This is a genomic window from Streptococcus orisratti DSM 15617, assembly GCF_000380105.1.
Taxonomy (GTDB): Bacteria; Bacillota; Bacilli; order Lactobacillales; family Streptococcaceae; genus Streptococcus; species Streptococcus orisratti.
This window is the reverse complement of the sequence record NZ_KB904479.1, coordinates 1-22,507: the sequence shown is the minus strand read 5'-3', so window position 1 is coordinate 22,507 and position 22,507 is coordinate 1. Positions and strand designations below refer to the sequence as shown.

General features: G+C 35.2%; 24 protein-coding genes and 1 pseudogene. 3 read left to right on the top strand and 22 right to left on the bottom strand.

Going from position 1 to position 22,507, the window contains the following annotated elements; translation table 11 throughout:
* The 20 genes from A3I7_RS0107685 to A3I7_RS14870 all read right to left on the bottom strand — a co-directional run.
* A partial coding sequence (locus A3I7_RS0107685; RefSeq protein ID WP_425423207.1) for a T7SS effector LXG polymorphic toxin occupies positions 1-1,174 on the bottom strand: 1,174 nt, incomplete at its 3' end.
* A 17-nt stretch (positions 1,175-1,191) separates the two neighbouring features.
* Positions 1,192-1,902, bottom strand: a complete 711-nt coding sequence (locus tag A3I7_RS13390; RefSeq protein WP_018376207.1) for a DUF4176 domain-containing protein — start codon at positions 1,900-1,902, stop codon at positions 1,192-1,194.
* A 9-nt stretch (positions 1,903-1,911) separates the two neighbouring features.
* Complete coding sequence (locus tag A3I7_RS12665) at positions 1,912-2,208, bottom strand: hypothetical protein (protein WP_018376206.1); 297 nt, start codon at positions 2,206-2,208, stop codon at positions 1,912-1,914.
* Positions 2,209-2,222: 14 nt separating this feature from the next.
* Positions 2,223-2,660, bottom strand: a complete 438-nt coding sequence (locus A3I7_RS0107670; protein WP_018376205.1) for a hypothetical protein — start codon at positions 2,658-2,660, stop codon at positions 2,223-2,225.
* Between the two features lie 92 nt (positions 2,661-2,752).
* On the bottom strand, positions 2,753-3,157 hold the full coding sequence (locus A3I7_RS0107665; RefSeq protein WP_018376204.1) for a hypothetical protein: 405 nt from the start codon (positions 3,155-3,157) through the stop codon (positions 2,753-2,755).
* A gap of 295 nt (positions 3,158-3,452) precedes the next feature.
* On the bottom strand, positions 3,453-3,752 hold the full coding sequence (locus A3I7_RS14875; RefSeq protein ID WP_083907231.1) for a GNAT family N-acetyltransferase: 300 nt from the start codon (positions 3,750-3,752) through the stop codon (positions 3,453-3,455).
* 86 nt (positions 3,753-3,838) lie between these two features.
* Positions 3,839-5,203: a DNA repair protein RadA gene (gene radA, locus A3I7_RS0107660; protein ID WP_083907229.1), complete on the bottom strand. Its 1,365-nt coding sequence runs from the start codon at positions 5,201-5,203 to the stop codon at positions 3,839-3,841.
* A gap of 43 nt (positions 5,204-5,246) precedes the next feature.
* Positions 5,247-5,693, bottom strand: a complete 447-nt coding sequence (locus A3I7_RS0107655) for a dUTP diphosphatase (protein ID WP_018376202.1) — start codon at positions 5,691-5,693, stop codon at positions 5,247-5,249.
* A gap of 92 nt (positions 5,694-5,785) precedes the next feature.
* A complete protein-coding gene (locus tag A3I7_RS0107650; protein WP_018376201.1) occupies positions 5,786-6,799 on the bottom strand; it encodes a hypothetical protein in 1,014 nt (337 codons plus the stop codon).
* 2 nt (positions 6,800-6,801) lie between these two features.
* Positions 6,802-7,014 (bottom strand): hypothetical protein, encoded by a 213-nt coding sequence (locus tag A3I7_RS14550; protein ID WP_018376200.1) that lies wholly within the window; start codon positions 7,012-7,014, stop codon positions 6,802-6,804.
* A gap of 15 nt (positions 7,015-7,029) precedes the next feature.
* Positions 7,030-8,232: an MFS transporter gene (locus A3I7_RS0107640; protein WP_018376199.1), complete on the bottom strand. Its 1,203-nt coding sequence runs from the start codon at positions 8,230-8,232 to the stop codon at positions 7,030-7,032.
* A 131-nt stretch (positions 8,233-8,363) separates the two neighbouring features.
* Positions 8,364-9,239: an Rgg/GadR/MutR family transcriptional regulator gene (locus A3I7_RS0107635; protein ID WP_018376198.1), complete on the bottom strand. Its 876-nt coding sequence runs from the start codon at positions 9,237-9,239 to the stop codon at positions 8,364-8,366.
* Positions 9,240-9,272: 33 nt separating this feature from the next.
* Positions 9,273-10,040 (bottom strand): epoxyqueuosine reductase QueH, encoded by a 768-nt coding sequence (locus tag A3I7_RS0107630; protein ID WP_018376197.1) that lies wholly within the window; start codon positions 10,038-10,040, stop codon positions 9,273-9,275.
* 174 nt (positions 10,041-10,214) lie between these two features.
* Positions 10,215-11,468, bottom strand: coding sequence for a GHKL domain-containing protein (locus tag A3I7_RS0107625; protein ID WP_018376196.1), 1,254 nt, complete (start codon positions 11,466-11,468; stop codon positions 10,215-10,217).
* Positions 11,465-12,193, bottom strand: coding sequence for a LytR/AlgR family response regulator transcription factor (locus tag A3I7_RS0107620; protein WP_018376195.1), 729 nt, complete (start codon positions 12,191-12,193; stop codon positions 11,465-11,467). The genes A3I7_RS0107625 and A3I7_RS0107620 overlap by 4 nt, the downstream gene beginning before the upstream one ends.
* A 37-nt stretch (positions 12,194-12,230) precedes the next feature.
* Positions 12,231-12,983, bottom strand: a complete 753-nt coding sequence (locus tag A3I7_RS0107615; protein WP_018376194.1) for a membrane protein — start codon at positions 12,981-12,983, stop codon at positions 12,231-12,233.
* A gap of 4 nt (positions 12,984-12,987) precedes the next feature.
* Positions 12,988-13,854, bottom strand: a complete 867-nt coding sequence (locus A3I7_RS0107610) for an ABC transporter ATP-binding protein (RefSeq protein ID WP_018376193.1) — start codon at positions 13,852-13,854, stop codon at positions 12,988-12,990.
* Positions 13,820-15,526, bottom strand: coding sequence for an ATP-binding cassette domain-containing protein (locus A3I7_RS0107605; protein WP_018376192.1), 1,707 nt, complete (start codon positions 15,524-15,526; stop codon positions 13,820-13,822). Before A3I7_RS0107605 ends, A3I7_RS0107610 begins: the two co-directional genes overlap by 35 nt.
* Before the next feature lie 11 nt (positions 15,527-15,537).
* Entirely contained in the window at positions 15,538-16,740 is a 1,203-nt protein-coding gene (locus tag A3I7_RS0107600) for a radical SAM/SPASM domain-containing protein (protein ID WP_156812757.1), read from the bottom strand.
* Between the two features lie 454 nt (positions 16,741-17,194).
* Positions 17,195-17,644, bottom strand: coding sequence for a CPBP family intramembrane glutamic endopeptidase (locus A3I7_RS14870; RefSeq protein WP_273404723.1), 450 nt, complete (start codon positions 17,642-17,644; stop codon positions 17,195-17,197).
* An 896-nt stretch (positions 17,645-18,540) separates the two neighbouring features.
* On the opposite strand from A3I7_RS14870, the gene A3I7_RS0107580 reads away from it, so the two are divergent.
* Together A3I7_RS0107580 and galU are read left to right on the top strand one after the other, a co-directional pair.
* Positions 18,541-19,557, top strand: coding sequence for an NAD(P)H-dependent glycerol-3-phosphate dehydrogenase (locus A3I7_RS0107580; RefSeq protein ID WP_018376187.1), 1,017 nt, complete (start codon positions 18,541-18,543; stop codon positions 19,555-19,557).
* Positions 19,558-19,593: 36 nt separating this feature from the next.
* Positions 19,594-20,499, top strand: a complete 906-nt coding sequence (gene galU / locus A3I7_RS0107575; protein ID WP_018376186.1) for a UTP--glucose-1-phosphate uridylyltransferase GalU — start codon at positions 19,594-19,596, stop codon at positions 20,497-20,499.
* A gap of 310 nt (positions 20,500-20,809) precedes the next feature.
* On the opposite strand, the gene A3I7_RS0107570 is transcribed toward galU, so the two are convergent.
* Both A3I7_RS0107570 and A3I7_RS0107565 read right to left on the bottom strand, forming a co-directional pair.
* Positions 20,810-21,481, bottom strand: coding sequence for a rhomboid family intramembrane serine protease (locus A3I7_RS0107570; protein ID WP_018376185.1), 672 nt, complete (start codon positions 21,479-21,481; stop codon positions 20,810-20,812).
* The gene (locus tag A3I7_RS0107565; RefSeq protein ID WP_018376184.1) at positions 21,478-22,005 is read right to left on the bottom strand and encodes a 5-formyltetrahydrofolate cyclo-ligase; all 528 of its coding nucleotides are present in this window, start codon (positions 22,003-22,005) and stop codon (positions 21,478-21,480) included. The genes A3I7_RS0107570 and A3I7_RS0107565 overlap by 4 nt, the downstream gene beginning before the upstream one ends.
* Before the next feature lie 314 nt (positions 22,006-22,319).
* Here A3I7_RS0107565 and A3I7_RS13205 point away from each other — a divergent pair.
* Positions 22,320-22,507, top strand: a pseudogene (locus A3I7_RS13205) (IS4 family transposase); the annotation flags it as partial.

The following is a 22,507-nucleotide window of genomic DNA, read 5'->3' as shown; positions in this document are numbered from 1 at the left end:
CCTTGAACGCCTCGGCAATGCTTTTGCTTGTCTCTTGCCAGAAGTTTTCCGACATCTGACGGTCTAATCTCAACTCTTTTTGGATACTCCCTACAATGCCTCTTTGAGGTAGTCCATCCAACACAATGGAAGCATCAAAGAAAACGTTACTGGTTACTGTTCCTAGAGNNAGNCGTGCTAANTGTTTCTCCGTCTCTAACATTCCACTGATATCTGCCATCTTCCACTGGCTCGGCTTGTTGCCTTGAAGCATGTCTCCGAAAACTTCCAGTTCTTCAAGACCGACTTGAGTCAGATTGACCCCGCCTTCAGCCAGCCCACTGACTAACTCAACAGCCCCCTTTAGAAAACCAGCACTCGCCCGATTCAAGGGATTGGGATGAGCTTTGATATCTTTGTCCAGCCAGCCTATGGCGCCTGCTTCCAAGTCATGGATAAAACTTTGAACAGGGTGATGTTTTTTCCATGCGAGTTCTTTAACCTTAGCGGCTTTCTCTTGGGCCTGCTTGGCAGCCTTGATCTTGGCCTGAATCTGCTTGTCTATCTGTTTAACGTACTTGGCAAAGTGGGCATCGCTAACGAACTGGCTGTAGCGGCTATCGGTATAAGATAAGGAGCCAAGTCCCTGCAAGGAAGAGAGTATTACCTCATCTCGTTCTAGCAAAGCCTGAGTCTGACTTGATGTGCTTGCCCCGTCAAAAGCACTCACCCATTCGATCGTATGAGTTAGGACCCTATTGGCCTTGTCTGTGCACTCATCATAGCTACTCTTGGGGCTAGACAGGGAAACCAAGTCGGCGATGTCTCCATAGATGCTAGCAATAGAGCACTCTATGCTGGCATGTTTTTCCTGATGTTGAACCAAGGTCTGACTGAGCTGATGGAGGTAAGCCTCGTCCAGAATGGCTGTAGCACTCGTCTCCTTGACCTGACTTTGAAAGGCTGAAAGAGTCCTTGAAAATTCCCCTGACAGGAGCATTAAGTTATCACTTAAACTAACATGTAAAGCGGCATCGTAGTTGTTCAACTGATGATAAACTGCCTGTCCTGCATGACCATAGAGAGCTTGGGAGCTGATAATCCTATTGGTCGCTGTCTTAGCACTTAACAAATCAGATTGAGTGCTTTTGATATCGCTGGACAAGGTCTCCAAATGTGACAGAAGCTCTGCCATATCCACATGAAATCCCATTAGTTCACCTCACCTTCTAGGTCAATATGATAATAAGCCAGCGCTTTTTCAGAACTCATGAAAGCTGTTGAACGCTGTAGGTTGTTCAGTTGCTTTTGATGAAGAGCATTAGCCACACGACTTTCCCAGGCGCCATCATGATAGCCTAGCGCGATAACCTTTTTAATCATCAAATTGGACACACGTAACTGTGTGCTGCCCAGTCTTTCTCCCAGTGGCCACAGTCTAGCAGTATAATCCAGCGTGTAGCCTTCATAGCCCTCGTGCAAATCCAGTTTGCGTCCTGTTAACATCACCTTAGCCCTTGGCTCCTCAGCGAACAACTCTCTAAGGAAGTCAGGAAATAAGTCCATGTCCAAGTCAACCACTGTCCCAATCGGATAAATAGGGGCATAGACCATATCAATGGTTGCCATCAAGGTCACAAAATCAGACAGAGTTCCTTGAAAAGACCAGCCCCCATGTCTTGTCTCAATCTGAGCAGAATCCGCCTGCTCATCAAACTGAAAAATCAGCTTATCGGACAGCAGGAGTTGATGGACATAAAACCTTTCATGATTTCTATAAGCTAGGTAAGCCTCCTTGACAACTTCTAAATGACTGCCCAAATATTGGAGCCAATAGTCGTCTTCTTGCTTTGAAGTCAAGCCTTGTCTGGAGAGAAGATCTTTTAAAATCACTAACAACTCTTGTTTTGTTTTATCTGACATAACATCTCCTTACTTAAAGCGGATAGACTGAGCATTTCCTTGAATAGCCTTTGCTTGATTGTTGTCTTCTTGAACGATGATATTTCCTGCATTTCGCATTTTAGCTGTGCTTGATTGCGTGTAGGTTTTTAAACTTCCCAAAACCGAATTAAACTTTGTTTCTAATCCAACTAAGTTCTCAAACCGCTGTAAATTGGTTTTATCTAATTCTTTTGCACTTAAAGGCTTAATTCCAGAAACAACAGCTTCTTGGCTTCCAACTACACTATCCCATGTTTCTTTATCAATACCAACCTTATATCCCATCTCTTAATCTCCTCCTACCAAAGTGCACTTAAAAAATATCTAGCCATTCCTCTAGCGCTTGAAGCCGCAAAGCTATAGTCCGCTACACGAAGTGTTGTTTTTACGATTGCAAGCTCTAATAATGTGACATTTTCCTGATGAGCTGCTAAATCCGAAGTGATACATTGGGTAACATTTTGGATAATCCGATCAAATTTATCTCTGCGGTCTCCTTTAAATAATCCATCCGAAACACCGGTTTGGCAACTACTTTTAAAATCTTGTTCAAAACTGTTGTAATCCTTTAAGTGATGAGTTAAAGATTTTTTTGCCTCATTGAGACGTTTTAAATCAGCTTCCGCATCTAATTGTTTAGCTTCATACTGTCTTCCAAGATTATCATAGTAGTGAGCATAGTGCCTACATCGTTCATTATGTCTAGCTCTCGCTGCCTTATAGCTTGATTTTCCCATAAAATTCTCCTGAATATTTTTCTATTAAATAGTAACCATAAATAGAACTGCTCATGGTGAAAGTATTGTTGTAAACAGCACATATCGCTATTTTACTCGTCTAATAACCTCAAACGAGCGTAGAGTTTATCAATTTCATCGGTTTGCTTTTGATAATCTTTGCGATAACCTTTTTCTAAATTATCCAAACTTTCATCTAGTATTGAGAAATTTTCCCTTAAAAACAGCTCATTATCGTCCGTTATCTTGTTGAATAACCAGTAACTTTCAGGAAAAGCCTGATCAAGCTCACAGCTAGACTGCTGAGTTTTACTGAGTAATTCTTCGTAAATGGTGTCATTTTCAAATCTAACATAATGATTAAAATCTTCTACCTGATGATAGAGTTCTTCTAGTTGTCTCTTTGCCTGACGATAATCATCTTCTAATTCCTCAAAAGCACCACTTGCTTGTCTAATTTCCTGTTGAATATCATCAAAATAATCAGATTTTGCCATGCTAACTCCCTTTTTATATTTTCTTGATAAATAAAACAATATTAAGAATATTATAACAAAATCCATTCATCTTTTAAATGATTACAAATAAATTGAAAAAGAAGCTGGGACAGACAGCTTCTTACAGCATTTTCAACTTTGAGGAGGTGGATGAGAAGGCCTGAGAGACACTTTCTCAACCTAGAAGTAGAACTATAAATTCAGTGTCAAAGGTGGCTTGGGATAGGACTTTTCAAATTAGCAACTAAAATTAACACCCTATTGTCAAATGAAAAAGGTTGCCAAATGTAGGACTTTATTTTTGAGACAAATCGGTTGATATGAGTTTTCGCATCCCCGTCCCTATTATCCTAAATTGCAAATGTTCATAGAAATCATCAGCTTCTGAAACCAAGTCAAGTCTGGTTTTTGGGTGATGATGACCAAGTTCGGTCAGTAGAAGACTTGCATATCCCTTATGTCTATGTTTCTTGGAAACTAACAGCTCGCAAAGATAGGTTGTTAACACCCCATCTGTCAGATACCTGACAAAGCCACAAATTTCCCCTTCAACTTCTAGAACGAACCAACAAGATGTTTGTAAGAGCTGTTCAATTTAATCAGGAGTAAAATTCTTCCAACCCTATGCTTGATAGAGTTGATATAGCTGGACAGAGTCATCTATTTTAGGTTGACGGATAATCAGTTATGAAACACCTTCTTCAAGACCTCCCCTACTGTCGTCACACCGACAACAGTGATATTTGCAGGTACTTCAATACCTTGCAGAGCATTTTGGGGAGCGTAAACCTTGGTAAAACCAAGTTTTGCCGCTTCGTTGATACGTTGCTCAATACGTGTCACACGACGAATTTCGCCCGTCAAACCAATTTCACCGATGAAGGCTTCCTGTGGATTTGTTGGCTTTTCTTTATAGCTTGACGCAATGGCTACCGCTACTGCCAAATCAATCGCTGGCTCATCAAGTTTAACACCACCAGCCGATTTCAAATAAGCATCTTGATTTTGCAAAAGAAGTCCGCAGCGCTTTTCTAAAACAGCCATAATCAGACTGACACGATTAAAATCTAAACCCGTTGTGGTGCGTTTAGCATTTCCAAAGACTGTCGGTGTCACCAAGGCTTGTACTTCCGCCAAAATTGGACGGCTACCTTCCATGGTAACCACGATAGCTGACCCCGTTGCACCATCCAAACGTTCTTCTAAGAAAACTTGGCTTGGATTAAGTACCTCAACCAGACCACCAGATTGCATTTCGAAAATGCCGATTTCGTTGGTTGAACCAAAACGATTTTTCACAGCACGTAAAATACGGAAGGTGTGATGACGTTCCCCTTCAAAATAAAGCACCGTATCCACCATATGCTCAAGCATGCGCGGTCCTGCAAGCTGCCCTTCCTTAGTCACGTGACCAACGATAAAGGTTGCAATATTATTTGTCTTGGCCAGTTGCATCAACTCTGCAGTCACTTCACGTACTTGTGATACCGACCCTTGAATCCCAGAAATATCAGGGCTCATAATGGTCTGAATTGAGTCTATAATGAGAAAGTCAGGCTGAATTTGCTCAATCTGTGCGCGAATGGCTTGCATATTGGTTTCAGCATAAAGGTAAAATTCATTGTCAATGTCGCCAAGACGCTCACTACGTAGTTTAATCTGCTCTGCTGATTCTTCCCCAGAAACGTAAAGAACTGTTCCCTTATCTGCAAGTTGAATAGATACCTGCAAAAGAAGCGTTGATTTTCCGATACCTGGGTCACCACCGATAAGCACCAAACTACCTGGCACCACACCGCCACCAAGCACGCGGTTAAATTCATCCATGCCAGTCTTCGTGCGTGAATAATGAATCGAGCTAACATCCTTTAACTTAGTCGGTTTGCTTTTTTCACCCGTCAAACTAACACGCGCATTTTTGACTTCTTGCACCTCAACTTCTTCAACAAAAGACGTCCAAGACGAACAATTCGGACAACGTCCCAAATATTTCGGAGAATGATAACCACACTCCTGACAAACAAATGTTGTTTTTTTCTTAGCGATAACTCGTTACCTCCATTGCGTTTCCCATTTGTCTTCTTTGCCTTTATTTCCCTGTTGAACCAAAGCCGCCTGTACGAACACCGTCTGCTTCATCACCGTCAGCAACCAAGAACGGCATGAAAACACCTTGAACAATGCGTTCGCCAGCTTCAACCACAACAGTCTCATTAGTGATATTTTTCATTTGTGCAAAAATGTGACCTTCATTAGCAGGATTGCCATAATAATCACCGTCAATGACACCTACCGAATTGATCAAAATCAAGCCTTTTTTACGCGGATTTGAAGAACGGTCAAAAAGATAAAGCACCTCACCAGCTTGCATGTAAGCTTTGACACCAGTTGGCACTAATTTAATCTCACCAGCTGCAATTTCTGTTGTTTCCGCAGCTTTCAAATCATAACCTGTAGCGTGTGCTGTTTCTCGCTTTGGTAGCAATGTTTCATCAGTAAATTGTGAAACCAATTCAAATCCTCTAATTTTACTCATTTTGTCTCCTTTTTCTGTATTCAATCATCTTCATATTATAACATAAAAGCTATTCATCAAAAAAACTTTCCTTGCTTGGAAACAAAGAAAGTTTACTTATTACTATTTTTCCTTACACTATTTAATTCCGTAAATGGTAGGGCAAAAAATAGCAAAACCAATATTATTGCTAAAACAGCACTACCGTCAAAAAAGATTGTTGTCAAATGGCAGAGCTTTTCAACAATAGCAAAGCAAGCTGTTAGACTAAGCGTTAAAACAACCGAACTTGTCCGTAACAACGATAATGATTTTCCTTGATGATTATCTGGAGTAACAAGCATTCTTTCTGCTGAAAGCAACCCAAAACACGGTAAACCTGTTCCAAAAATAGCTCCTACCGCTAAACCAAACAATAGAAAATGCTCAACAGTTTGTGCATGACCAACAAGATAGGTAAAATACCCACTACAAGCCATTAAGAGCATTGAAAGAACTTTTCTTACCGATACCTTAGCTAAATAAAGAATCTTATTAAGCACCGCACCACCTGCTACACTAAGCAGAATTCCGATACCAATGATATGAATATGAGTAAATCCCTTATCAATCTGTCCAATTCTAAAAATCAAAAGGCTCATGACAATCTGATTTTTCACCATGAAGAGAAGATTGGCAAGGTAAAGACCTACTTGTTTTAGCCTTACAATCACTTGTAATAATTCTCTTAACGCCAAAATAAAGCTTTCTTGTGTTTCAGAAAGAGGCTGTTCTTTCTTTGTTTCCTTTGGCAAATGAAAAATAAATAGAGCACTAAAAAGGTAACAAATGCTAACAATAATAAAATAAGTGTTAATTTTGAGAAAAGAAATTGTCAAAAAGACAAAAAGATAGCCAACAATAGCAAAGGCTGAATCAACAATATTAATGCTCTGTAAAACCGAAACGGATTTTTCTTTAGTTGTGATAAGGCTGAGATAAACAGGTCTTGAAATCTCATCTAACTCCGAAACAACTATCGAAATCACGTCAATAATGACTATTGAAATCAGAAATAACGGAAGTGAAACCTCGAAAAGAAAAATAGGAATGATAAGTAGCGGTATCAAAACCAAGTCTGATAACAAAATTAACTTCCACGGCGATTTCTTATCGACAATATAACCTGTAAAAATGCCATAAGCATGCTCAATGTCACGCTGATATTGCTAACCAAACTATTTAAAAATTGACTATCAACATAACGCTGAACAATAAATGATAGCGTTAACCCATAAACGCTACTAGCTACAATCCCAGTAGCTTCAGATAATAGAAAAAACGATGACCTAAATTTTTTCATAACCTCTCCTAAACCCTACGATAGTTCACCCTTCACCAAAACGCCACTTTTTATCAATAAATAAACGCCGATGCCGAATGTCATTATATTAATCGAAATTCCTAAAACCGTTATATTTTGATAAAAACTTGGAATTAACAAAAATAAAATACCAAAGATAGCATATAAACTAGAACTAGCAGTGTAAATTAAAGCGACTTTATTATTGTCATATTCCGCGTAAATCATTTTTTCAAATATATTTCCAGATACTCCAATCACAACAAACGCGATAAAAAATAGCAGTAATTTCACCAATGGATCAGGAATAATGAATACAAATAACAAGCATAGTCCAGATATGATATAGTCAATGCAGAAAAAATGTCTAGGACGTATTCTGATATGGGGCGCTAGAAGTGCTCCAAGCAAATCTGCTCCACGTTGCACAGCAAGCACAACACCTAAATACCCAATAGGAATCTTCTCCTGCAGTAAATATAAAGGAACAAGGGTCAACAGTAAATCCGTACCCCCACTCAAAAAAGCCTCAATGAAAATAATAAGCGAAGCAAATTTTGACTCTCTAAACGCCTCTACCGATTCTAATAGACGAAGTTTTTCTTTCTCAGGCTCCTTAGAAAATTGACTTGTCGCCCTAGTATCAAGTTTAACCCGAAACATAAAATAGATAGCTCCTATAAAAAATGGAATACTAAGTTGCAAAAGGATTAGATACGAAATAAAAGCCAACAAAGAGGAAGCTATGAAATTACTAATAATATCTAGCACATTTGACGTTTTGTATTGAATATCAATAGATTTATCAATCAGCTCGCTATCATTATCCAAAGTTTCAGGAATCATTTTCATTTGCATGGTATTTAATAACGTTGTCAGCAAATTAAAAACGACATTCAAACTATACATCCAAAAAACAGCAAATCGATAGTTAAGACACAAAATAATTCCCACAATAGCAACTAATTGCGATATTTGGAAAATCATTAACCATTTTTTGTCATTCCTTATGCGGTTTAAAAAAGGACCATAGAAAATCGAAGTCACATTAGGAAGCATTCCAAGTAAAGTAAATAAAGATAGCTTTGCAGCATCTATTTGATACACTTGTACCAAACCAATAGAAAGAGCAATCAAATAAAAACTATCCGCTATATTTCTCGTTGAACGACTTAAAATTAAATGATAAAAATTACTCGTAAATGTTTTAATTTTCATATCAATTTATCACTCCTACACTTAATGTACTCTATTATACCCCCCTAAGTGGCTTATATGTGAAAGTTGAAAAAAAGAAATTAGCTCAAAACTGAGCTAACTTCTTTACTAATTGTTGATCATAGGTAACATTATTTTTCTTTTCTAATAAAAGCTTGTTCATACTGAAATAATCTTTTAGTCAATAGATCTGCTAGAGAATCTAAATTCAACCTTTTAATATTTTCTATATAGATTTCCACACGTTCTTTCTGAGTTCCTTTATAGAGATAGGAATAAGTAAGCTTCAAAAAATTTAATAATAGCATTTCAAATGTGTCAAAAACATCTAGTAAAGATTCTAACTCCGTAATAAAAAATTGAACATGAGTCAACTGCTTTCTTTCGAACATTTCTGAAATGATATTTAGGTAAGTAAATTTCAATAAATTCCTATAACTTGTCAGTGGTAAATAAACTTTTGAACGAGTGACAAGTTCTTTACCCAAAAATATTAAATCTGTATCGCTAAGAATTGGCATGGTATTACCAAATATATGAAGGTCATAACTTGTCCAATCCTCAATAGAAAACAGATACTCTGCTAAAAACTCGCCATCTTCTTTATCAAATACATATTCCCTATCCAATGAATGTATAGCATTTTTTATAACCAAGCTATTCAGTCTATAATAGATAACGTCTTCTTGATTAAGGTACTGTTCTAATAGCACTTCAAGTCCACCTTTATCTTCATTAGTTAACAAGGTCATGATATGTTTCATTAACTCTTCATAATCAGTAAGTCGATAACCATTTAATACATGACCAAACTCAGCAAAGGTTAAATTAATCCCCTCAATGGCACTAATCATTCGGTCGGCCGATAACATCGACTGACCAGATTCAAATTTTGATAACTGTGACTTCGATAATTTCCCTTTAGCGACATCTTTCTGTTTCACTTTTCTAGCTAAACGTAGTGCCTTGTAAAATTCCCCTAACTTTACCTTCGACTCTAATTCCAAATTCTTACCTCTTTCAGTGACAGCATTTATTCTCTAAACTTCTTTTCCATCAAATACAAAGCGTATCTGCGGAAACTCTTGAGCTCCATCTCTGTCTTGCATAAAGGCTTTAGCCTCTTTTTTGATTTGCACGAGGTCAATGGCTTGCGCTTTTGCCGCATAGACGCAGCCGCAGTAACACTGACGGTAGATATCGTATTCCTCGCACATTTCAACTGACCTGCGATAGCCATTATTTTTCTTAAAATCACTCGGCAGATATCTCGTAGTATAAACCTTTTGAACATCAATCCCTACACTATTGATTGTTTGAGAGTTCTTATGAGGACTAATGGTCAAAGCACTGGCAAAATAGTCAAACCCCAGTTCAACAGCTTTCTGAGCAGTCTTGTCCAGACGATAGTCAAAACAGACACGGCAACGGTCACCACCTTCTGGTTCTTCTTCCAAACCACGTACCCTACGAACATATTCGTTAGGATTGTAAGCCGCTTCAAGAAACTGCACCTGATTTCCTGTCTTTTCATTAAAATCCGAAACAAACTTTTGGGTGACGTAAGCCCGGCGATGATACTCCTCTTTGGGGTGAATGTTAGAATTAGCAAAATAAACCGTTAGGTCCGCAAACTGCGTCAGATATTCTAGCGTATAAGTCGAGCAGGGTGCACAGCAAACATGCACAAGGATTTTGGGACGCACATTTTCTTTAGCCCAGGCTTTGGTCATCTGTTGCATGACACGATCATAATTTATCTTTTGATTGGGATTCATCTTGGCAAGAATCTCTTGTAAATCAATCATTTTTATTCTCTTTTCTAGCTAATCTAGGTTTTAATATTAGACTTGTTCGGTAACTACATCATCTGCATTCAAATTTCCAAAATCAAAGAACTATTTGTACCAACAAACTATCTATAAGCCTCCTTGAAAAAGGATTCTGCATATTTAGCAGAACCTGGCGAATTTACTAAAAACTCACTTTATCCTTAACGGAATCACGACTAGTACAATAAATTGATTTGATTTAACACTAATATTCAAATGTCCTTTCAATTTCGTAACCCTATCATAAATACTTTTTATTCCTATACCTTGTCTATCAGGTGATTTTATAGATTTCATACCATCATAATTAATAGCCACATCAGTTTTTTTGATAGGATTAACCACTTTAAAAACTAATTTGTTATTCTTAAAGCGTAATACTATGTCAATTGGAGTCTTTAAGCCATTACGTTCAATTTCTTCTATGGCATTGTCAAGAATATTCCCAAGAATAGCACATGAATCAACAGCTATCAAGCTTAAATCTAAATTATATGGAATTTGTAAGTCTAAGTTATATGGAATATTATCTTTTTTCATCTTAGATATTTTTTGATTTAATATTGCATCAATGGGGATGCACCCTGTAATTTTACGATTAAATACTTCCTGTCCCAATATCTCTTGAGTTATTGTTTTGATGTTCCCACAATCGTTATTATCAGCATAAAAATCTATTGAAGAAATAATATTTTTCAAATCGTGTCTAAGGACGGCTAGTTCCTTTTCTTGCTTTATAACCTCACTAGTTATGTTATTTTCATCAGAAGCTATTTTATTTTTTATAATATTATAGTTTTTTTCACTCATGTAATTATAAAGCACAATTATAACAATATTAATTAACCACAAATAGCTGTCAAATGCAAGAACTTTACCGAGAGATAACGGTACTTTATGTAGTAGCAAGACAATCGAAATAAAAGGAGTGACTGAAAGAATCCCGTATTCTATCTTATTCAGACCTATTAAATTGTCAACTTTGAATCGCTTCAATCCTAATATAAATAGCAGAGTCAGCACCATCATGAAAAATTGAACAAAGAAAATGGCAAGTGTTTTAGTTTGTGGCGCATGGCTAAATAGTAAAACAACAATATCTTCTTGAATCAGTAACCAAAAAATCAGAAATATGAAATGAAATATTTTTTTCATCACATCTCCAGATAAAAAGAAGAAAAGAATCAAAAAAGTGAAGAACAGGGAAAAAATCTTAAAATCAATGAAGGTGTTCTGATTCACAATTATTGATGTTCTACCAATAAAATAGATAACTAAAATAAAGCAATAGAATCTCATTTTAGGTATTCTGACAACAAAAAAATGCTGTAAATAGATCCAAATAATAAAGCTTTGAAATAAAAAAAGAGAGAGGAGACCAGTTGTTTTAAATAAACCAATCATAATCCAAAACTCCTCTCAATAAACTGATTATAGGCTGTAATTACTGCTTTCTTTCGACTTCTACTGATAGCGATACAATCGCCATTTACCATTGTTACTTCATTTCTATTAAAAGATGCAACATAGTCTAGATTAATTATTGTACCACTATTAACTCTAACGAAATGTGTTTGAGGCAACCCTTCTTCAATTGCCGATATCTTCCCATAAAACGACACATTACCACCATCAACTAATTCAAGATGAATTTTTCTACCAAATTCAGAGTACAGGCATACAATATTATCTAAAATCACTTGAAAATGTTCCTTACCTACTTGATAAAATAAGAATTTCTGTTTAGCCGTCAATTCTACAAGAACATCCTTAAGAACAGCTCTCAGTTTCTCAATAGATACAGGTTTTATTAGATAACGAAAAGGAGAGACTTCAAAACTTTCTAAGGCATATTGTTCATAACTTGTAACATAGATTAAGATAAAATTTCTGTCTATTGCCCTCAATAATTTTGCAGTCTCAATACCGTTGATCCCTTCCATTTCAATATCCAAAAATATCAATTGATAGTTATCTGTCTGATCTCTCATTGATTTTACAAGACGATCTCCTTTATAATAACCATCAATATCATGTTGAATATTAACTTCATCAAAATACCTTGAAATCTGATACTCTAGATTACTAACCTGTAAACTATCATCATCACAAATTGCTACTCTATACATTTGTTTCCGTAAATTCCTTTTTGGAATATTATATCACTCATAGTGCTTTCTTTTCAAATCCTTTCATAGTAACAAATAATAATAACATACAAATCAAGAAATAACTCAACACATGGGCTATAGATAATCTAACTGTAAAATGATAATCAGGTACAACAAAAAAGTATCCCGGAATAAATTCAGAAATAATCGTAATATGTGATAAAAGTTGACACAAAAAGTAAACACCTAAACTTACGAATGCAGCTACTATTGCCGAAACGTATAATGACAAGTAAAAGGCTACACTAGCCAATAAAATAATAAAACCTAAATTTACCAAACTAATTATTATTGATTGCATATTTGTAGAATGCAATTCCCAAAAATTTACGTAACCAAACTCACTTCGAGATAAAAAACAAATATAAGTGATTAGTGAGGATAAGCAGTTCAGTACATACAAAAATAAGATTGATAAGATGACAACTATATACTTAGAAATAATTAATATTTTCTTACTAGACACTCGGTTTACTTCTAGTAAAATTTGCCCTCCTTGAATTTCTCCTCCCAAAATAAAAGAAGCAGTGTACAAAATTAATAATAGTGGAATAGTTAATATCAATAAAAAGGTCCACATCGTTGTAATAAAGGTAACTAAATCTAACTTAGCACCAATTTTTACAAAATCCCAATGCAAAAAAGTACCTAATCCGTAAATCAACGACCACAAAGATAACACTGCTAATACAATAAAATTTTTCCGTTTCAGTAATTTATATAGTTCTGCTAAAATAATCGATTGCATTTTGTTACCCCCTAAATAATTCTTCTATAGAATCATTCATTGTGATATCCTTTATTTCACCGTTATATCTGTAAATAAGCTTTAATGTTGAATTCAGTAGCGACATATCTTCTGGTAAAGTTATTTGATTTTCTTTCACATCAACCATATCTCTTAAATCATGTTCCAACTCTGGCACTACATATTCCAAAGTAATAATTATTTGATTTTCTCCCAGTTTAGAATGTGTTTCAATTCTCTTATCATTTATAAATAAAAAATAATCACAAATTTCTTCAATTTCATGTAACTGATGTGATGAGATTAAAATTGTAACACCCTTTTCTCGACGTAACTTTACAATATAATCTAGAAGGACTCTAACTCCTGTAGGATCCAAGCCAACAAATGGTTCATCCAAAATCAAAAATTCAGGATCATCTAATAATGCCAACGCCAAACCCAATCTCTGTTTCATACCAAACGAATAAGATTTTACCAGCTTTTTACTGTTATCTAAACCAACAAATTTTAACAACCTATCAATTCGATCATCTAAATTTTCTTCATTAACAGTTGAAGAATACATAGAGAATAATTTCAAATTATCATATGCAGAGAAGTCTTCAAACAACCTACAATCTAAGAGAAAACCAATTTTATTTAATGCCTTTCTTTTAGTATGATAATTCGAATCACCTTTAAATTGAATATCACCTTCAGTTCGTGATGTGAGACCCAATATCATCTTCATTAGAGTAGTCTTCCCACAGCCATTTTTTCCAATCAAGCCAACTATATCTCCTGAGTGGATATCAAAATTGATATTAGTTAACACCTCTTGTAATCCAAACGATTTACTTAAATGACACGCTCGTAGTATTGTACTCATGAATATTACCTCCGCCATGTGCAGTATGCGTTAAATAATTATAGAAGTTATCACAATTTTCAAGTAATACTTCATATTTTTCCGTTGCAATAATTTCTCCATTTCCCATAAAAATTATAGAGTCAAATTTTTTTAAAAATGACTGTTCCAAATTATGTGAGATCATTATGACAGTTTTTTCTGAATTCAAAAATTTTTCAGCTATTAGTTTCGAGGATTCTTCATCTAAAGCTGACTCAAATTCATCAACTAGTAATATTGGTCTATCCTCTAAAAACGCTCTAGCTATATTGACTTTTCTCAATTCTCCACCAGAAATATTGTCCCCATTTTCCGAAATCATTTGAATCTCTTTACTTTTTTTGTTTAAATTAACGTCTCTAATTACCTCATCAATAGTTTTATCATCATAGCGTTCAAACAATGTAATATTATCTTTCAAAGTACCTTTAAAAGCAATACTATTTTGCGGTACATATGAAATCAATTTGGCGACATCTTCTAAATTACTAGCTTCTCCATCTATAAATACTCGTTCTTCAACATCATTTAGCAAATTTAACATCAAACGTCCAAATGTTGTTTTTCCGCTACCGTTTGGACCAATAATACAATATTTTTTGCCATATTCAATAGATAGATTAACATCACCCAAGAGCTTTTTAGCGCCTCTTGTTACACTGCTAGTAGAAAGCCTTATATTCCCAAAACCTTTTTGATACACTTTTTTATCTAAAACAATAGATTGTTTTGAAAAAATATCTGACATTTCTTTCGTTATATCCTTGCTAGCCAAAATATCAATAACGGAAGAACCTATCTGTTGAATCGGACTAACTATCAAATTTGAAATTTGTGTGACGGCAATCATCTTTCCTAATGTCAATCCTTGATTCAACACTAAAAAGCCACCAAAGCATAAGCAAGAAATAATAATTACATATTGGAAAAAACCACTAATTTGATTATACTCTCCATTTTTTATATTTAGTAATTGGGTATTTTTTTCAAATTTAAATAACTTCTCTTCAAATTTCTCAAAAAATATTCGCTCCTTCTGAAAAGTTTTGACCACCAATATTCCTTGAAACATCTCTTTTATAAAATGTAGGTATTCTCCACTTAGAACTGCATTTTCAGAAACTAAATCATTTAACTTTTTACCAAGTAATAAAGGAATCAGCATAGATACAATCCCTAAAGTAAATACTATTACACAAATCAACGGGCTAATTTGATATAAATAGACAGTGGCAATCATCAACACCAAAATTGCTTGTATCATCGAAAAAATACTATCTAAATAATACTGTTCAATTAACGAAATTTTATAATCAAAGTAATTCATCTTTTCACCCGTAGTTGTTTCAGAAAAATCACAATAACAAAGCGATAAAAAATATTTAGCCAAATTTGATTTTAAATACAGATGAATATTCTTAGTAAGTACTGATTGAATCCATATCACAAAAAGATTCAAGACATAGTTTATTACAAGAAAGACCACAAAGGAAAAAATTGCTAATTTAAACTTTGTAATATCTGATGATTCTAGGGAATCAATAAATTTTTGAATTATTGTAGCGAATGATACTTCAACTAAGCCTAATATAAACGTAGAGATTATAAATACCACTACTTTATTTCTTTCTTCCCTTAAGACTCTCCTCATAGATGTTCTCCCTAGTCAGAAATAATTTCTGCTGCAACTTCATTGTAGTAAGTTTTAAATAATCGACAATATGGATCTACTTTATCTACTACATCAAATTTCAATTTTGAACGAGCTCTACAGCCTCCTCCACATAGGTATCTGAATTGGCATCGTGAACAACCCTCTATTTTATCTACATTCAATAATTTGAACAAACTTGCATTAGCAGATTTCTCTCTCATATTCTTTATTGAGTCGTACTTTATATTTCCTATACAGTACTCATCATACATCAACATATGGCATGGATAAACGTTACCTTGAGTGCCTATGGCAATCATTGATGTACCAGCTCCACAGTAATTCCTAGCTACTAAAGTTTTATCCTCAAAGGCACTATCATTGATTGGTGCATCAGACTCAATCATAAACTTACTGATATTGATTAAATCAGTATCATTTGGAAGATATGACATCAATTCACCTTCAAAACATGCGCTGAGAATACTAAAACTGATTGTTGTTCCTATTTCCTTTGCAAGTTTTACATACTCAAAGAGATTACTTGAATTCAAATGATGAATTGTTGGAATAATATTGACATTATTTCCCGATTCTTTCAACCAAGAAATTGACCTCATAATTTTGTCAAATATTCCTTTATCTCTTAGATATGGTTCACTATCCGAACAGTATGTATCTAATGAAACAGAAACAGTATCTACAAATTTTGATAGTTCTGAAAGTATTTTTTTGTTAAAAATAGTTCCATTAGTTATTAATACTACATTTGGAATTTTAGCAACTGTTTTAGCATATTCCACTATCTGAAGAATATTTCTCCTTAACAAAGGTTCCCCTCCAGAGAATACTAGGTTTCGAATTCTGACATCAGAAAGTTGGTCAATTGCATTTAAAATCTCTTCTGTTGATAGATCTTCACACTTATTTCTTCGCTCATCGAAAGAATAGCAACCTACACAATGCAAATTACACTTATTAGTTAAATGTAAATAGGCAGTTATTGGAGTTTGCTCATTCCTAAATTCTACATCAGAGATGAAATCATTCTCTACAAGATAAGTAAAAAATTCTTTCTCTTCTCCGGTTAAATCATTACAATTTAACTGATTATTTTTTATTCTTTTTAGAAATTCAATTGCTTGATTATCTACCCCAGCAACTATCCCGTTGCTAAAATTAAATAGTAAGTACATTTCATCTATTTTCATTACTGAAATATTGTCATTTAGAAACACGTTTTCCCTCAACTCTTCCTATGAAATAATTTTCAATAATCATTAACAAAAATACAAATAGGCTAATAACTAAAAATGACGTCAAACTCAAGTCTAATGAAATATTGTTACCTACACTAGGATTAATTTTCACTGTATTTTCGACAAGACTATTAAACACTTCCTTTGTCAACAATCGGTGAATTATAACCCAATTCAACAAAAAATGTACAATAGTTGATAATAAATAATATACTGCTCTCCCCTTTTTAAAGTGCCTTAGGAGAAATACGCAACAATTTGAATACAAAATTGAAGGAAGAAGCATCAACAATATATAAAATGTAAACAGATTATAAGTTGAAATAAAATTATAATTGATGAATATTAGAATAAGCAAACAAAATAAAAATATTGAACCCAATTTAATTTTCATAAAAACCTCTATCTAAAAAGTTACTAAAATATTATATAAACTATGAATAATCGTTGAAACTCCAACATTATTAAATTTTATTCTGATAAATGCCAGAAATACCCCTAAAGGAAATCTTATCATTAGATTATCTAAAATAGGTTCCGATATGTGACCTAAAAAGGCAAAGATAAGCGAAGTAATCACTATTGATTCTAAGATGGTATAAGAAGACTCCATCCTATCTAAGATAATCATTCTATATAACATTTCTTCAGAATAACCTACCAAAATAAAATGTAAGATCAGTATAGTTTTCTCGGATACATTAACAAAAGAGCATAGTAAAATACTTATTAAAGCTAATGTAGCTACAATAATATGTTTTGAAAAGTTTACTTTACTTTTAAACAAAACTTTTTCTAAAAATATTGGCTGCACTACCAGGGCTACTATTGTAGGTGCACTTAATAATAGCAACATGCTCTGAGTTTTTAAGCAGACTGAACAAAATAAAATATATAATATCAAACAAATATTAGAAACCATTACTTGAAATAAACACTGTACTAATATCTGAAGTCTTCTGTTTTCTTTCATAACATCTTTAAATAGAAAGTAGGCTAACACAACATTAGCCTACCTAAACGATTAATCACACACAAAAATCTTTGTAACCAGAAATTATTAATTATAATGATGAATGAAATACTTCAACAATCATTATTTTTAGCAATTCCCATCACTACAAACATTTCTCTGTGCTTCTCCGACACTCAAAAAGTAAGCTATACCGTACTCTTAATTTCTTTAATGTAGTGACCAACTGAAACTTGAACTAGTGCTCCTACACTCACACAGCCTGCTTTTTTAGCTTTTTTTGTAGAAAATTTAAGCATGATAGCTTCCTCCTTTGAATTATTTCAACATCTCTGTTGATGACTATAGTATACCTTAAATTATTAAAATTAAATTTCGTTCGTATTATTCTGTTAATTTGAATGTAGTAAATGGTAAAATATTTTGTGTGATAAAATTTTTATTTTATAAGGGTTTTGAGTTTCTCCTCAAAACAAATAAAACCATCAGTCAAAAAGTGTCAGTCTGACCTTCACTGATGATTCTATTTTTACGATAGTGTGTATACACTGTCTGAGCTCGCAAAGACCTTTTTATATTTTATAGATGTTGCCGTATTTGATACGGTGCCGTACGTTGTTCGTACAAATCTGTTATATCATATTCCTTATTTTGAGCGCTAAATAGCAAGTTTTGCTCTGCTATTTCCAAAATCCAAAAGCAAGACAATCAAAGACAAATAAACCTTCCTTATGATATAATGGGGTGAGATGTTTTATTAGACTAGAAAGAGGAAAATTATGATTAAGCAAAAAGTTGCTATTTTGGGTCCTGGTTCTTGGGGAACTGCTCTTGCCCAAGTCCTTAATGACAACGGACACGACGTGATTCTTTGGGGAAATATTCCAGCACAAATTGAAGAATTAAACACGCATCATACCAACTCACATTATTTCAAGGACATCGTCATTGATAGCAACATCAAAGCAACGCTAGATTTAAGAGAAGCCTTAGCAGACGCAGACGCAGTGCTTTTTGTTGTTCCTACCAAAGTGACACGTTTAGTTGCCAAACAAGTTGCTGAAATTCTTGATCACAAGGTTGTGACTATGCATGCCTCAAAAGGTCTGGAGCCTGGTACGCATGAAAGGTTGTCAACTATCTTAGAAGAAGAAATTCCTGCTGAACTAAGATCTGAAGTTGTAGTGGTCTCTGGACCAAGCCATGCAGAAGAAACAATTGTTCGCGATATTACTTTGATTACTGCCGCATCAAAAGATCTGGATGCAGCCAAGTATGTTCAAAAGTTGTTCAGCAACCACTACTTCCGTCTCTACACAAATTCAGATGTGATCGGTGTTGAAACGGCTGGTGCTCTGAAAAATATCATTGCCGTTGGCGCTGGTGCTCTCCATGGCCTCGGATATGGTGACAATGCTAAAGCTGCAGTTATTACGCGTGGTCTGGCTGAAATCACACGTCTCGGTGTCAAACTTGGTGCTGATCCTTTGACTTATAGTGGTTTGTCTGGCGTTGGAGATCTCATTGTCACTGGGACATCTGTTCATTCACGAAATTGGCGAGCTGGTGATGCACTCGGCCGTGGTGAAAAACTGGAAGATATCGAACGCAACATGGGCATGGTTATTGAGGGAATTTCCACGACAAAGGTTGCTTATGAGATTGCACAGGAACTGGGGGTCTATATGCCAATCACAACTGCTATCTACAAGGTTATCTACGAAGGTGCAGACGTTAAAGAAAGCATTATCAATATGATGTCAAATGAATTCCGTTCAGAAAATGAATGGAACTAAACTGTGATTAAATTGAATTCTAAAGAGGAGTTATTTATGAAAAAAGTTAGAAAAGCCGTCATTCCAGCAGCAGGTTTAGGAACACGTTTTTTGCCAGCAACCAAAGCCTTAGCTAAAGAAATGCTGCCAATAGTTGACAAGCCAACCATCCAATTCATCGTCGAAGAAGCCCTGCGTTCGGGTATTGAAGATATCTTAGTTGTAACTGGTAAATCCAAACGCTCCATTGAAGATCACTTTGATTCAAATTTTGAATTGGAATATAACCTCAAAGAAAAAGGCAAGACAGACTTACTCAAGCTTGTTGACGAAACAACTGGAATTCGACTTCACTTTATTCGACAAAGTCATCCACGCGGTCTTGGAGATGCTGTCCTTCAAGCCAAAGCCTTTGTGGGGAATGAACCTTTTGTTGTCATGCTTGGTGACGATCTCATGGATATTACTGATAGCAAAGCTGTTCCATTAACCAAACAACTCATGAACGACTTTGAAGTTACTCACGCATCAACCATTGCTGTAATGCCTGTTCCACATGAAGAAGTTTCTGCATATGGCGTTATCGCTCCGCAAGGTGAAGGAGCAAACGGCCTTTACAGCGTTGAAACTTTCGTTGAAAAACCTGCTCCAGAAGAAGCACCAAGTGACCTTGCCATTATCGGTCGCTATCTACTCACCCCTGAAATTTTTGCCATTCTTGAAAATCAAGAACCCGGTGCTGGTAATGAAATTCAGTTAACTGATGCCATTGATACTCTCAATAAAACCCAACGTGTTTTTGCACGTGAGTTTACAGGTAAGCGTTACGATGTTGGAGACAAATTTGGTTTCATGAAAACCTCCATTGACTACGCTCTCCAACATCCCCAAGTCAAAGATGATTTGAAACAATACATCATTGATCTCGGAAAAAAACTGGAAAATACAACGAAAGTTGAATAAATTACCACAAAATACCAATAAAGCTTCCTATCACTTAATTTGATAAGAAGCTTTTTACTATACACAATTCCTTAAAAATTATTAGTTATGGGCTTTCAGTTTGCTTTTATACTCATACTCTTCGAAAATCAAAATTATCCGTTGTCAACTTGCCTTGATGAACTCAAGTTCTATCGTCGGCTTCGTTTCCTAGGCTACTTTTGATTTTCATTGAGTATCAACGAAAACGAAAATCAGGCTAGGCGACGCAGAAGTAGGTAGAACTGTCTTCATTAAATCAAGTTGACTACATCTATATTTGAAACATTACTTAGAGTAATGCCATCCCCACAAGGACAAATACCAATAAAATATAGGTCAGTAGAGCAAGCAATCGTTGGTTTGGTTTGAATAGTTGCCGTTCAAAATTGCTTGGTAAGAAACAAGCGCATAGAGCACCACCAATCAAGCCACCAATGTGCCCCGCAAGACTAACATTGGGACTAAAAAGGTTAAAAAGTAAATTAATCAGAATTAAAACTTGATAGGAACGACCAAGTTGTTTTAAGTAAGGGTTGTGACCAAAATAGCCAACAACAGCAATTGAGGCAAAGATACCAAAGAGTGATGTTGAGGCCCCTGCGGCAACAGCATTAGGTGTAAAAGAAAGGGTCAGAACATTTCCCATAATACCAGACAAAATATAAAGAACAAGAAATCTGCGACTTCCCCAAATCTGCTCCGCTATTTGTCCAACAAAATAAAGAGTCAAGGCATTAAAGAAAAAGTGTTCCCAACCAATGTGAACAAAAATCGGTGTCACCAACCGCCAAAGCTGACTAGGATAGGCTTTGACATATGTACCAAACATGCCACCAAAGTCAAAAATAGCCTGTACCGAAGTAGCACGGCCAAAATACAATAATTGCATAGCCAGAAAAATAAGAGTTGTTAAACTAAGCAGGCCTATTGTTACTGGATTTTTTTTAAATTCATTTTTCATTCAACAAATACCTCCTGAATAGCCACATCGTGCTGTTCTGATTGAAAATCAGCGAGTTGAAAGTCATAAATCGTACTAACCGTTTTTCCCGCGTAGTCAGCTAAATAATGATCATAATAACCACCACCGTAACCAACCCTATAACCAGCTTTATTGAAGGCTAAACCTGGCACTTGAATCAAATCAATAGTTGATTTATCAACTGCTAAAGTACTCTTGGGTTCCCACAGCCCAAAAGATGTTTGAATCAAATCTGTCTCATCATAGGCTACAAAAATCATGTGTCCTTGACCAAAGGTTTTTGGAACCAAAATAGTTTTTCCATCTCTAAACGCTGCTTCAATTAACAATTTTGTATTAAATTCAAAATCAAAAGAAAGGTAGGTCGCAATTACCTGACTGGTCTGATAAGCCTGAGATGTGAGCAAAGTTTCTATTAATCTAATGTCTTTTTCAGCCTTACTCTCTCTATTTTGCGACTTCATTCTTGAAATCATTGACTTTCGTAATTTCTTTTTTTCCATATCATTATCATACCAGAAGTAGGACTCTTTGTCTTAATAGAGACATTCTCTGGTCACTTTAAGGTTTCTTTAAGATTTTTTGTGTAGGATACTCTTATCCTAAATAGCGGTCTCTCCCGACCGTTGGGAAAAATAGTTTTTCTCTTTTTCCCCTTTTCATAAATCTCCTGAGCATCTGGTGAACACTAGGTGCTCTTCCCTTTATCACAAAATAGGCTGGGGTTATCCCCAATGTCATTAAGTTAACTAACCTATCACGTTTTGTGGTAGGTTAGTTTTTTCTATGGTACACTAAAAATAAAAGGGGAAAAGTCATGTTAGATCAGATTAAAGCTCATTTACTTGATAGTATTAACGACATCGTTTCCACCGCAAACCGGTTTGTGCTTCATCCTGAAAAAGATTTTAGTCGGAAAAGTCAGCTAACGATGAAAACCATGATTCAAGCTATACTGACCATGGGTGGTAATACCTTAGCCAAAGAGCTACTTGATTTAGATTT

What these genes read in the sequence shown, in the direction of transcription:
- A3I7_RS13390 (WP_018376207.1), bottom strand. Translation starts at nt 1,902, where the DNA reads ATGTCAGATAAAACAAAACAAGAGTTGTTAGTGATTTTAAAAGATCTT.
- A3I7_RS12665 (WP_018376206.1), bottom strand. Translation starts at nt 2,208, where the DNA reads ATGGGATATAAGGTTGGTATTGATAAAGAAACATGGGATAGTGTAGTT.
- A3I7_RS0107670 (WP_018376205.1), bottom strand. Translation starts at nt 2,660, where the DNA reads ATGGGAAAATCAAGCTATAAGGCAGCGAGAGCTAGACATAATGAACGA.
- A3I7_RS0107665 (WP_018376204.1), bottom strand. Translation starts at nt 3,157, where the DNA reads ATGGCAAAATCTGATTATTTTGATGATATTCAACAGGAAATTAGACAA.
- A3I7_RS0107655 (WP_018376202.1), bottom strand. Translation starts at nt 5,693, where the DNA reads ATGAGTAAAATTAGAGGATTTGAATTGGTTTCACAATTTACTGATGAA.
- A3I7_RS14550 (WP_018376200.1), bottom strand. Translation starts at nt 7,014, where the DNA reads ATGAAAAAATTTAGGTCATCGTTTTTTCTATTATCTGAAGCTACTGGG.
- A3I7_RS0107640 (WP_018376199.1), bottom strand. Translation starts at nt 8,232, where the DNA reads ATGAAAATTAAAACATTTACGAGTAATTTTTATCATTTAATTTTAAGT.
- A3I7_RS0107630 (WP_018376197.1), bottom strand. Translation starts at nt 10,040, where the DNA reads ATGATTGATTTACAAGAGATTCTTGCCAAGATGAATCCCAATCAAAAG.
- A3I7_RS0107625 (WP_018376196.1), bottom strand. Translation starts at nt 11,468, where the DNA reads ATGATTGGTTTATTTAAAACAACTGGTCTCCTCTCTCTTTTTTTATTT.
- A3I7_RS0107620 (WP_018376195.1), bottom strand. Translation starts at nt 12,193, where the DNA reads ATGTATAGAGTAGCAATTTGTGATGATGATAGTTTACAGGTTAGTAAT.
- A3I7_RS0107615 (WP_018376194.1), bottom strand. Translation starts at nt 12,983, where the DNA reads ATGCAATCGATTATTTTAGCAGAACTATATAAATTACTGAAACGGAAA.
- A3I7_RS0107610 (WP_018376193.1), bottom strand. Translation starts at nt 13,854, where the DNA reads ATGAGTACAATACTACGAGCGTGTCATTTAAGTAAATCGTTTGGATTA.
- A3I7_RS0107605 (WP_018376192.1), bottom strand. Translation starts at nt 15,526, where the DNA reads ATGAGGAGAGTCTTAAGGGAAGAAAGAAATAAAGTAGTGGTATTTATA.
- A3I7_RS0107600 (WP_156812757.1), bottom strand. Translation starts at nt 16,740, where the DNA reads ATGAAAATAGATGAAATGTACTTACTATTTAATTTTAGCAACGGGATA.
- A3I7_RS14870 (WP_273404723.1), bottom strand. Translation starts at nt 17,644, where the DNA reads ATGTTGCTATTATTAAGTGCACCTACAATAGTAGCCCTGGTAGTGCAG.
- A3I7_RS0107580 (WP_018376187.1), top strand. Translation starts at nt 18,541, where the DNA reads ATGATTAAGCAAAAAGTTGCTATTTTGGGTCCTGGTTCTTGGGGAACT.
- galU (WP_018376186.1), top strand. Translation starts at nt 19,594, where the DNA reads ATGAAAAAAGTTAGAAAAGCCGTCATTCCAGCAGCAGGTTTAGGAACA.
- A3I7_RS0107570 (WP_018376185.1), bottom strand. Translation starts at nt 21,481, where the DNA reads ATGAAAAATGAATTTAAAAAAAATCCAGTAACAATAGGCCTGCTTAGT.
- A3I7_RS0107565 (WP_018376184.1), bottom strand. Translation starts at nt 22,005, where the DNA reads ATGGAAAAAAAGAAATTACGAAAGTCAATGATTTCAAGAATGAAGTCG.